Origin of the sequence: Pseudoalteromonas sp. Hal040 (genome assembly GCF_037162425.1) — a bacterium.
In the GTDB taxonomy this organism is placed as follows: domain Bacteria; phylum Pseudomonadota; class Gammaproteobacteria; order Enterobacterales; family Alteromonadaceae; genus Pseudoalteromonas; species Pseudoalteromonas gelatinilytica.
The window spans coordinates 709,096-721,138 of the sequence record NZ_JARLUU010000002.1 but is presented as its reverse complement, the minus strand read 5'-3'; the positions used below and the strand labels follow the sequence as shown (position 1 = coordinate 721,138).

The 12,043-nt window shown below is 41.9% G+C and carries 9 protein-coding genes; 4 read left to right on the top strand and 5 right to left on the bottom strand.

Translation table 11 applies throughout. The annotated features are described in order from the left end of the window. Positions 1 to 39: 39 nt before the first annotated feature. Positions 40 to 990: a GGDEF domain-containing response regulator gene (locus P4S60_RS20855; protein WP_337117438.1), complete on the bottom strand. Its 951-nt coding sequence runs from the start codon at positions 988 to 990 to the stop codon at positions 40 to 42. 146 nt (positions 991 to 1,136) lie between these two features. Between P4S60_RS20855 and P4S60_RS20850 the strand changes: the two genes are divergently transcribed. Continuing rightward, positions 1,137 to 3,584, top strand: a complete 2,448-nt coding sequence (locus P4S60_RS20850; RefSeq protein ID WP_337117437.1) for an EAL domain-containing protein — start codon at positions 1,137 to 1,139, stop codon at positions 3,582 to 3,584. Here P4S60_RS20850 and P4S60_RS20845 read toward each other — a convergent pair. Then, positions 3,581 to 4,153 (bottom strand): manganese efflux pump MntP, encoded by a 573-nt coding sequence (locus P4S60_RS20845; RefSeq protein ID WP_337117436.1) that lies wholly within the window; start codon positions 4,151 to 4,153, stop codon positions 3,581 to 3,583. The two genes, P4S60_RS20850 and P4S60_RS20845, sit on opposite strands and share 4 nt — an antisense overlap. A gap of 90 nt (positions 4,154 to 4,243) precedes the next feature. Next, entirely contained in the window at positions 4,244 to 5,548 is a 1,305-nt protein-coding gene (locus P4S60_RS20840; protein WP_337117435.1) for an NAD(P)/FAD-dependent oxidoreductase, read from the bottom strand. Positions 5,549 to 5,807: 259 nt separating this feature from the next. Here P4S60_RS20840 and P4S60_RS20835 point away from each other — a divergent pair, with 259 nt between their 5' ends. After that, complete coding sequence (locus P4S60_RS20835; RefSeq protein WP_337117434.1) at positions 5,808 to 7,742, top strand: RecQ family ATP-dependent DNA helicase; 1,935 nt, start codon at positions 5,808 to 5,810, stop codon at positions 7,740 to 7,742. 51 nt (positions 7,743 to 7,793) lie between these two features. Here P4S60_RS20835 and P4S60_RS20830 read toward each other — a convergent pair whose 3' ends face one another. Next, entirely contained in the window at positions 7,794 to 9,161 is a 1,368-nt protein-coding gene (locus P4S60_RS20830; protein ID WP_337117433.1) for a TrkH family potassium uptake protein, read from the bottom strand. Then, positions 9,158 to 9,817, bottom strand: coding sequence for a potassium channel family protein (locus P4S60_RS20825; protein ID WP_054553462.1), 660 nt, complete (start codon positions 9,815 to 9,817; stop codon positions 9,158 to 9,160). Before P4S60_RS20825 ends, P4S60_RS20830 begins: the two co-directional genes overlap by 4 nt. 177 nt (positions 9,818 to 9,994) lie before the next feature. On the opposite strand from P4S60_RS20825, the gene P4S60_RS20820 reads away from it, so the two are divergent. Beyond that, positions 9,995 to 11,299 (top strand): DUF4118 domain-containing protein, encoded by a 1,305-nt coding sequence (locus tag P4S60_RS20820; protein WP_337117432.1) that lies wholly within the window; start codon positions 9,995 to 9,997, stop codon positions 11,297 to 11,299. Further along, on the top strand, positions 11,292 to 11,960 hold the full coding sequence (locus P4S60_RS20815) for a response regulator (protein ID WP_054553464.1): 669 nt from the start codon (positions 11,292 to 11,294) through the stop codon (positions 11,958 to 11,960). The genes P4S60_RS20820 and P4S60_RS20815 overlap by 8 nt, the downstream gene beginning before the upstream one ends. The last annotated feature ends 83 nt before the right edge of the window (positions 11,961 to 12,043 follow it).

The window sequence follows — 12,043 nt, the reverse complement described above, 5'->3', positions numbered from 1 at the left end:
ATACCGAAAACGTGAGTCGGCAGTAAGGTTTGGTTTAGCTTAAAAACTAAAACTGGGTTCAGCAAGTATGCAAACACAGCGGTTTCTCCCTTGATGCTTGGCTTGATAGAGCGCTTTGTCGGCACAGCGAATTAGCTCGTCAGTGTCGATGGCTTCATGCCCAGAAAATGTTGCGCTACCAATACTAATAGAGAGTACTCCAGAGGTTGCATGTGGGTGTTCAATATTTAGTTCACGAATGTTTGCCAAAAGCTTATGGGCAATAAATTGTGCCCCTTGAATATCGGTGTCTGGCAATACACATAAAAATTCTTCACCGCCATAACGAATAGTAGTATCGGTTGGGCGGTTAACACTTTTTTTGATTTCATCAGCAACACGTTTTAGGCATTCGTCACCTTGTTGATGACCAAAAGAGTCGTTGTATTGTTTAAAGTAATCAATATCGAGCATTAATACTGAAAGGGCTTTATCGTTTCTGACGGCTAAACGAATGTTTTGATCAAGGGTGTTTTGTAAAAATCGTCGATTGTTTAAACCTGTTAGGCTGTCGTGCTCACAAAGACTTTTGAGTAAATCGGCTTGTTTTTTTAAGGTCAAATGCGCTTTTACGCGATTAAGCAAAGTAACGCCATAAACCGGTTTTGATACAAAATCGACGGCGCCTGCTTGCCAGCACCTATTTTGGTCATCTTGATCCATAATGGCGGTGATAAAAATCACCGGAATATCGTTGTACTGGGAGTGTTTTTTTAATAGCTTGCAAACATCTAGACCGCTCATGGAGCCAAGCATCACGTCAAGCAGTATTAAATCAGGTTTTAGGGTTTCGCACAGGTGCAGCACGTTTTCACCGCAATCTGTGGTGTGCGTTTTATAGAAGGGCGTGAGCAAACTTTCTATTACGGTTGTATTAATTGGTTCATCATCAACAATCAAAATAACAGAATCATTTAGCTTTAAATCTGTGCGACTAGCTACCGGTTGCAAACTATTCCCTCCACGCGATGAATAAAGCATAGACTGGATTCTGGGATTTTCTACAACTTAAGAATTAAAATATCATTTTTTATATTGGCGTGTCTGCTGAGATAGGACTAGAGTTTTTTAAGTACTATTTACCAGAGGCGATGGATATGCTTTTTTCTCATCATGATCATTCACACAGCAAAGTGCTTGTTGTTGATGATGAGCCGACTAGTTTGATGATTATGGCAGAGTCGCTTAGCGACCTTGGTGAGATTGTTTGTTGCGATAATGGTGCACAAGCAATTGAAAAAGCCGCTTTCTTTCAGCCCGATGTGATTTTGCTCGACATTGAAATGCCTGGCATGAATGGCTTTGAGGTGTGTAAAAAACTTAAAAACAACCCTAAAACTGCGCAAAGTCATGTGATTTTTGTCACCTCTCATAATGAGCAAATATTTGAATATCAGAGTTTTGCAAGCGGCGGGATTGATTTGATCCATAAACCCGTTGATTTGAACATTTGTCGCCTAAGAGTTCAAAACCAGTTAAAGCTTAAACACCAAGAGGCGCAAATACTGGCTGCAAAAAATGATATTTCGACACTCGTTGCGCAAGTACCAGTGTATATATCTTATTGGTCAAATACCGAGGAAAACCTCTTTAGTAATGATGAAACCGCCCATTGGTTTTCAAAAAGCAGCGAGCAAATGTTAGGTTGTTTCGCTAAAGATGTATTACCAGATGAATTGTATGAGGCTTTTCATCGATGCTTAACTGAAGGAATTGAGCAAGAAGTTTTAAATATTCAGTTGCCCTGCCCTCGCAATAGAATTGAATATGTTCGAGCGCAAATAAATTTAAGAATAAAAGAGCAAGATGTTGCTGGTGTTATTCTTACTCTTTCGGACATCACCTCAATTACCCATACAAAAAAACTGTTATCGAATGAATCTGAACGTTTACGGGTTATGCTTAATTCTATTGGTGATGCCGTAATAGCTACGGATAATAATGCAATTATTAACTTTATGAACCCTATTGCTGAGCGATTAACAGGTTGGCACGCTGAAGAAGCAAAAGGGCGCCATATTGAAGAGGTAATGCAACTCACTGATGCCACATCAAACAAAAAAATTATCAATCCAATTTCTGTTGCTTTAAAAGAGCAACGTATTGTGGCGATGGCGTTAAATAGTCAATTAACCGGGCTTGATGGACGAGTTTATAGAGTCGAAGATTCAGCTGCGCCAATACGGGATATTGAAGGAAACATCATCGGCGGTATTATCGTGTTTCATGATGTCAGTGAATCAATCGCGATGGCCGTGAAAATGAGTCATTTAGCAAATCATGATTTACTAACGGATTTGCCTAATCGGGTGTTATTGCATGATAGGGTCACCCATGCATGTAAAGTTGCTCGCAGTATGAAGAAAAAAGTGGCTTTAATGCTGATTGATATCGACCACTTTAAATATTTAAACGACACCCTAGGCCATCATCAAGGCGATTTAATTATTAAGCATGTGGCTAAACGGCTTGAATCACTCATCGACTTAAATACCACATTAGCCCGAATTGGCGGTGATGAATTTGTGATTTTATTACCTGACGTGCAGAGTACTTCTGTGGTAGATGCCATTGCCAGCGATATTATTAACACCATGAATGAGCCGTTTCGTATTGATAGCCAAGAGTATATTTTATCGGTCAGTGTGGGGGTGAGTGTTAACCCTGCGGACTCTACTCAAGCAGAAGAGATGATGACTCATGCAGATGCCGCTATGTATCGTGCGAAAGAGCAGGGACGTAACCGTTTTTGCTATTACTCCGATGACTTAGAGTATCAATTTAAGCAGCGTCAAAGCGTTGAAAAGCTCTTAAGACATGCTATTGAGCAAGATAAGATTGAGGTGTTTTATCAGCCGAAACTAGCGCTCGCAACCCGGAAAATCATTGGTGTAGAAGCCTTAGTGCGACTAAGAGATAACGACAATAAACTTATTTCACCACTGGATTTTATACCCCTTGCTGAAGAAACAGGCTTGATTCATGCGCTAGGTAAGTCAGTGCTTAAGCAAAGCTGTATCGTCGCGAAAGAGTGGGCTGATAAAGGCCATAATATAAAAGTTGCCGTAAATATTGCTGCAAAACAGTTTACCGATGGTAATTTTTGTAATCTCGTTGCTGATACCATTGAACAAGCGGGGCTTGCCAGTCAACTGTTAGAGCTGGAAGTAACTGAAAGTGCGTTGATGCATGATTTTGAAGAAATAAAAATGATGCTTAATAAGCTCTCTGACTTGGGGTTAACCATTGCCATAGATGACTTTGGTACGGGTTATTCAAGTTTGTCGTATTTAAAACTCTTCCCCGTCGATGTACTCAAAATAGATCAATCTTTTGTGAGAGATATGCTCACTGATACGCAAAGTATGGACATTGTTAGAACCATCACCAGTTTAGCGCATACCTTGAATTTACAAATTGTGGCTGAAGGTATTGAAGAAAAGCAGCACTTAAATAGTTTAATCGATTTAGGCTGCGAGCTTGGGCAAGGGTACTATTTTCATAAGCCCATGCCCAAAGAAGAGTTTGATAAGCTATTAGGTTAAGCCATGGTGTGGCTGTAAAGGATGCCACAGCCGATAAAGATGAGTGCAACACCGCCGATTGCTTCGGCCTTTTTGCCAACCCAGCCACTCATTACGTTACCAAGTAGTGCGCCGATGGTAACCATAATTGTGGTTGCTAGGCCTATCATGGCAGCTGCTAAGTAAATGTTCACTTTCATGAAAGCAAGGCTAATACCGACTGTCATGGCATCGATACTGGTGCCAACAGCGGTTAGTAATGTGGCAATGAAAGAGCGCTTAGTATTCGGTGTAACTTCTTCTTCATTGTCGTCATCTTCTTTACGACTCTCAAGCAACATATGAATACCCAAACCCACTAACAACACAAAGGCAATCCAGTGATCAAAGGCTTCAACGTAATCTGCACCGGCACTGCCAATTAGCCAGCCAACAATCGGTGCGATAGCTTCGATACAGCCAAACAATAAACCCAGCTTGATTGCACTTAGAACGCGAGGATTTTTAAGCGTACTGCCTTTGGTAATTGAAGCTGCAAAAGCATCAGTCGACATTGCAAGCGATAAAACGCTTAAAGTAATAATATTCAATTCTTGCGCCCCACAAAAAGTGGGCATTATACGCGGATGAGCTGTAAACAGATAGGTTAATTTACAGCTCCTCAAGGAAAGGAATAATGTCTAATGCAGTTTCATTTTAGGCCTAACAACGCGTAGTACTTTTTCACTGATCCACAGTGCAAAGGTTTTTGCGCTGCCATGGATGGCACGTTGATGCATACGATAGAGCGAAATATACATAAATCGCGCTATTTTACCCTCTATAAAAAAGCTATTACTGGTTAGGTTGCCCATTAAACTACCTACCGTGCTGTAGCGTGACAAGTTAACTAAAGAGCCATGATCACTGTAGGTAAAGGCACTGAGTGGCTGGCCTTTGAGTGTGGCTATTAGGTTTTTTTCAACGCATTGTGCCATTTGATGGGCCGATTGCGCTCTAGGTGGCACTTGTGTGCCATCTTCTTGAGTAAATGCACAGCAATCACCAATCACAAAAATATCGTCGTTAACGCTACTTTGCAGATATTGGTTCACCTTAATTTGGTTATTGCGGGTAAGTTCAAAGATACTAATGTCTTTAATGAAATCAGGGGCTTTTACTCCCGCAGCCCAAACCATAATATCGGCTTTGATATGTTCATCGTTTTTGGTGATAAAGCTGTTTTCTGTGGCTTCTTTTACTTGCGTGCCTTCGCGCACTGTTACCCCTAATTTAACCAGTTCACGCTTAGCTGAGTTTGCAATTCGCTCTGGTAATGCTGGCAAAATCCGAGGCCCCGCTTCAATTAAATCAATGTGTAAGCGTTTAGCGGTCATTTTATTCAGGCCATACATTTTCAGCATGTCTGATACATGATAAAGCTCTGCCGACAGCTCAACCCCGGTTGCACCACCCCCCACTATGGCAATGGTTAAGGAATGTTGTTGGTCGTCATCTTGATGTAAGCGGGTGAAGTTATCGAGTAGAGCATGCTGAAAGCGCTCAGCTTGTTGGTTTGAATCAAGGTAAAAACAGTGCTTGTTAACACCAGGGGTATTAAAGTCGTTACTAACACTGCCAATGGCAAGTACAAGGTAGTCATAACTGACTTGGCGCTCAGGTAAAATGCGGTGGCCAAGTTCGTCTTTTAACTCGCTTAGAGTAATGGTTTTGTTGGTTTGATCTAAGTGGCAAAAGCTGCCGAGTTGAAAATTATAATGATGTTTTGCTGCATGAGCTGAGTATACAACGCCGTCTAAATCGGCATCAATCGACCCTGTCGCTACTTCATGAAGTAACGGCTTCCAAATATGGCTGCGGTTTTTATCGATTAAAAGTATCTCTGCTTGGCGTTTTTTCCCGAGTTTGTGTCCTAATTGTGTTGCTAGCTCTAAGCCACCAGCGCCACCACCGACTATCACGATTTTAGGAGGTTGGTTAATCATCACGTTGCCCTCAAAAGTATAATACCTAAACACTCTTGCGAAAAAGCGCTTAGGTATTGCAAGTCCATCCTTCAATACCCCATGGCAACGTGCTCATTGTGCGCCTTTTTGATGATTTTGTCAGTACCAGTTAAGAACTATATAGTGCGCTAAGTTATATCAACGGCCTTGGGAGATTGAGTTAAACACGTTAACATGGCTAATTCGCAGTAAGAGACCTATCATTACCTGAAAAGGGAAATGACAGTGAGGGATCAGGATGACTACACCACTATACACTTCGTTGAATCAATACTTTGGCTTTAATGAGTTCCGCCAAGGTCAGCAACAAACCATTGAGCAGTTATTAAATCAGCAATCGTCGTTGGCAATTTTTCCAACTGGCTCAGGTAAATCTTTGTGTTATCAATTAACCGCATTGCACTTACCTAACCTGACTTTAGTGGTATCGCCTTTATTGGCGCTGATGAAAGATCAAATCAGCTTTTTAAATAGCAAAGGTATTTACGCGGCAAGCCTTGATTCAAGCCAAACCAGTGAGCAAAGTCATACGGTAATGAGTGATGTGCGAGCAGGAAAGGTGAAAATTTTAATGGTCTCAGTTGAGCGTTTTAAGAATGAGCGCTTTCGTGAATTTATTAAACAAGTGCCTATTTCGATGCTGGTGGTTGATGAAGCGCACTGTATATCTGAATGGGGTCACAATTTTAGGCCTGACTACTTAAAACTGCCGCGCTATCGTGAAGAGCTTAATATTCCATTGGTATTGCTACTTACCGCCACCGCTACTAAAAAAGTAAAGCGCGATATGTGCGAGCGCTTTGCCATTGCCCCAGAATGTGTAGTACAGACGGGCTTTTACCGAAGCAATCTTGATTTATCAGTGCTTAGTGTTGCAAGCCAAGAAAAATCTCAGCAATTAGCAAGTATTATAGCCAGTCAACAAGGGGCTGGGATTGTTTATGTCACCTTACAACATACCGCTGAGCAAGTGGCCGAAGGCTTGGCAAGAGCCGGCTTTAATGCGGTGGCTTATCATGCAGGCCTTGAGGATGATAAACGCTGGCAAATTCAAGATGATTTTATGGGAGGTAAAATCAATATCGTCGTGGCAACCATTGCTTTTGGGATGGGCGTTGATAAGTCTGATATTCGCTTTGTGATCCACTATGATTTGCCAAAATCGATTGAAAATTATAGCCAAGAAATAGGCCGCGCAGGGCGAGATGGTGCGCCGTCAAATTGTTTTACTCTGGCAAACTTAGATGGCTTAAATACCGTTGAGAACTTTGTTTATGCGGATACTCCCGAGCAAAGTGGGATTGACTATGTCATCAATAACATTCGTAACGAGCAAACGAATAACCAGTGGGAAATGCAAGAGTACAGCTTATCGAGCGAAAGTAATATTCGTGCTTTAGCATTAAAAACCTTACTGGTGCAGTTGGAAATGCAAGGGGCTATTACGCCTTTATATGCCTATTACGCCGATTTTAAATATAAGTTTTTAACGGATCAAAACGAGCTACTTAGCCAGTTTGATGCTGATCGACAAGCGTTTTTACAACAGGTATTCAAACACACCGAGTTTAAGAAAATTTTGGGCACACTTAATTTTGATGCGTTAACCCGTGCTACCCAAGTTGATAGAAAACGTGTGGTTGCAGCGCTCGATTATTTGGCCGAAAAAGGTCATATAGCCCTTGAAACCAAACGCATCACGCAAGTGTATGAAGTGAATAATTCGGTAATAAATCACGCTGATTTAGCACAGCAACTTCACCAATATTTTATCGAAAAAGAGCAGGCTGAAATTAAACGTATCGCCACTTTAGTACGCTTTTTTGAGCTAGATAGCTGCTTAAGTTATAACTTAGCTCGCTATTTTGATGACCAGAATGCACCCCAGCAATGTGACCATTGTTCAGTGTGTAGAGGCCAGCAGGTAAAACTTAGTTACTCACTAGTGCATCAAATGCCTGAGAAAAATGTGATTGCCAGCAAAGTTGCTGAGCTTAAACAGCACTTAGCTACTAAAGGGGTGAGTGATGTCAGCATCGATACTCAGTGCCGCTTTTTAGCGGGCATGAGCGTGCCTTTATTTACTCGTAATAAAGTCAGGCAGCTATCAGGTTTTGGCCTTTGCGAACAGCAACGATACAGTGATATTAAAGCCTTACTACAGCAGTTGTAGTAAGGCTTTAGGTGTACAGTTTTAACACTGAAAAGTGCCAAAACTGTACACTTAACCAATTTGAATACTGGTAGTAGGGTAGGTCAAAGGCTGGCTGTGCTGGCGAGCAAAACAATAAGCAAACGTTAAGGGCCCAACCCGACCTATCAACATCAATAGTATGATAATGAGCTGACTAGGCACACTTAAATCCCCAGTTATCCCCCTTGAAAGGCCTACGGTACTGAGTGCCGAAATGGCCTCAAAGGTGATATCTAGTAACGACCCTTGTTCAAGCTTGGTGATGATCATAATGCTGGTAAAAGCGATAAATAAGTACAGTATCATGACGCTTAATGCCTTGATCACCAACTTGTCGCTCAGCTGACGGTTAAACACGGTGACCGTGGTTTGCTGTTTTAAATAGCTGCGCATCGCTAAAATTAGGATCACAAAGGTGCCTAGTTTTATACCGCTCGCCGTACTAACTGAACCACCGCCAATCACCATCAGCAGCATAGTCAAAAGCGTTGAATCTTGACTCAAACCATTAATCGGTAGGGTATTAAACCCTGCGGTACGAGGAGTCACCGCTTGAAACCAAGCCGTTAATATTTGCTCAGACGTTGATAGCGGCGCTAATGTCGCGGGATTGGCGTGTTCAAAGAAAAAAATCAATATAAATGCGATGCAGTTGAGCACTAAGGTGGCAATTAACACTAAGCGGGTATTGGTTGATAGTAATGACCAGCGCTTTTGTTTGTAGATATCAATCAGTACAGTAAATCCTAAGCCGCCGATGATAAATAAGCCTGTGATCACTACGTTTACGGTTATATCGCCTTTGAATGCCGATAAGCTATCGCCGCTTAATGCAAAGCCCGCATTATTGAACGCCGAAATCGTATAAAACAGACTGTGATAGGCGCTTTTTAGTGCGCCATAGTCATCGAACCAACTAGTAAAGAGTAAGCAAAATGCCACCAACTCAATCACTAATGAGTACACTAAAACATACTTAGCAACCTTGATCACCGAGGTTAAATCGTTGGTGTCAAAAGCGCGGCTGGCGAGTAAGCGTTGCTGCAAGCCTAGGGTTTTTCCTAAACTTAATATTGAAATCACCGCGACAGTCATAAAGCCAATGCCACCTATTTGAATCAGCAGCATGACCACGCTTTGCCCAAATACAGTCAGATCAGTACCTGTATCGATGACCACCAGCCCTGTTACTGTAACCGCAGAGGTTGCCGTAAATAATGCATCGAGCCAGCTGATCGGTTGGATGCTTGCCATTGGTAGCATAAGCAAGCCTGTGCCAAGCATAATTAACACAATAAAGCCGATAGTGAGCACTAAAGGTGGGTTTATTTTTTGCCGCTTACGGCACTTTACACCGCTAAATTGTTTTGGGTAAACGTTGGCTTGCCAGTTAATCATAATGCACGAAACCGTTTTGCTAATTTAGTTAAGTAAGTCTTAGAGCCCAGTAGCACCAGGCTATCGCCGTGGCGTAGTTCGGTGTCGTTAGTAAGCTCTGTATTGAAGTAATCATCACGTCGTAGTGTGAGTGGTTTAATATCGCTATTACGCTCTTTGAGTAGCCAGCCAATTTTGCGACCTGAAAGCTGCAGATCAATGCCTAGTTCAACAATAAACGTGGATTGGTTAAGCGGGAAATATTGATTAACCATTGGGTAATTAAGCGCTTGCGCAACCCTTACGCCCATTTCTTCTTCAGGGTGAATGATGCGGTCAACGCCGAGTTTACTTAGTATTTGATGGTGGCTTTTGGTACAGGCCTTTACCCAAATTTGCTTTACGCCTAAGTTTTTTAAGTGCAATACACATAAAATACTGGCTTCAATATTCTCGCCAATGGCCACCAATACGGCTTGGCAACTAGGTAAATCGAGCCGTGCTAATTGTGTTTCATCACTGGCATCAACCACCACAGTAAAACTGAGTTGGTCGGCATAGTGATTAACGGTGCTTTCGCTAATATCGGCGGCACACACTGTATGACCTTGTTTTGAAAGTTCTAAACAGGCGGTTACGCCAAAACGTCCTAATCCGATTACTGCAAACTGAGCCATTGTCTTTCTCGCTATTGTGGGTACGCGCTAAATGCTAATGGCAAAAAAACAGAAGTCTTTAGAGAGCTTGAAAGCTTTATAAAGATTTTATGCCGAGATAAAAAAACTTTATAAAAACTTTATAGTGACAAAATTGAAAACCCTTTAATCTAATAGGGACAAACAATAAGTGAAAAGATGATGCAGTCAGTATTCAAAATACAGTATTTAAAAGCCGCATTTTTAAGTGTGTTGATGCCTCTTGTGGTGGTGCTCGCGATATTTCCGTTTCGAGAACTGTTTACAACCACTGATATTGTGATGCTACAGCTGCTGTGGGTGACATGGGTTGCGGTGCGAAGTAATCGTCGTGTTGCTGCACTGACCACCTTAGTGAGTGTTGCCTGCACGGACTGGTTTTATGTGGTGCCGTATTTTACTTTTCATATTGAAAATATTGAATATGTGGTCACCTTTTTGGTGATGTTGATTGTGGGTTTAGTGATAAGTCACCTTGCCGGGGAGCTCAATACCAAGGTACGCGATGTGCAAGCTCATGCTAGTAATAGTCGATTATTGTATGAGTTAGCAAAAAAGCTTAATGATCTCGATAGCCTTGAGGAGCAAAAGCAGCTGTTTTTAACAACCATGGCCGCGCATTTAAAGGTTGCCTGTGACTGGCAGATAACAGCGTCAAAGCAGTTTATTTATTTAAATGAACAACAAGCGGAATTTGGCGGTATTGCATTTGCCAAAACGCTAAATGCAGAGCAACAGGCTTTGGCGAATACAGCGTGCTCTTTGTTGTATCAGGTTCAAGAGAAAACCTTACTACGCGAGCAATCAGCGGCGATAAAAGTACAGGCGGAGCTAGAGAGGTCAAAAAACACCTTATTGCGCAGTTTATCCCATGACTTACGTACGCCATTAGCGACCATTATGGGTGCATCAAGCATGTTGGCTGATGATGATATCCAACTAAGCTCTGAGGTTATCAAAGAGCAAGCTGCTAACATTTATGAGCAAAGTAAAATACTTAACCAGCACTTTGATAAAGTCATGGAGCTCAGTAAAGTGAATAAGTTAGCTGAGAATATTAAATGGCAAAAACTGCCAATTTTAACTTTAATTAGCGAGGCAAAATCTCGTCGTCAGCAGCAATTGCAAAACTTTAAACTTCACATCGAGGCTCAGCAACAAAGCATCTGCTTTGGCGATGAAACCCTACTGGAAATTGCCTTTGCCAATATGCTCGAGAACGCAGCCCGTTACGGAGATGGTTCGGCGACCATGCAATTTATTGAAACACAAAATGAATATCAAATTGTGTTAAGTAATCCTTTTGCGAATAAGCATGAGACAAGTCAAGATGAAGGCGTTGGCTTAGGGAGTGTGATTTGCGATGTAGTTGCTAAATGTCATCAAGGGCGCTTTGAATTAACCCTCAATGAGCAGACAAAGCAGGCAATAGCTAAATTGATTTGGAGTAACATTCGTGGCTAATATTTTGGTTTTAGAGGACTCCCCACCTCTGCAAAGTTTTTTAAAAACACTATTAAAAGCCAGTGATCATGAAGTCAGTGTGTGCGCCAAAGGGTTGGATGCGTTTGCACTTTTAAGCCAGCAGCAGTTTGATTTAGTGCTGCTTGATTTAGGCTTGCTCGATATGGATGGGCAAGATTGGCTGGTGGAGTTTAGGCAGTGGAGTCTGCTCCCAGTACTTGTACTTTCTGCACGGGATGGCGAAACAGAAAAAGTCACCGCGCTTGATAACGGCGCCAACGATTATCTAACTAAACCATTCAGCGCAAATGAATTATTAGCGCGTATTCGGGTGCTACTTCGCACACAAACTACACCAAGCCTAACGTTGCAATGTGGCGATATTCACATCGACCCGCATAAACATGTGGTCCGTAAAGGCGCTGAAGAAGTTAAACTAACTAAAAAAGAGTACGCTATTTTGCTGTTGTTATTTCAGCAAAAAGATAAGGTGTTAACGCATAACGCCATATTATCTGAGGTGTGGGGAGAGCAGTATATTAATCGCCCTGAATATGTGCGTGTACATATTGGTCAGTTAAGACAAAAGCTTGAACAAAATGCGGCGAGTCCTAAACATATCTTAACCGAGCCTGCTGTAGGTTACCGCTTAGTTGAATAAACTATCGCTTAATATCGCTTTAAGTTGTGTTTGTCACAGACCTTAGGTACTGTTTTAGGAAATAAAATAATAAAGCGGAAGTC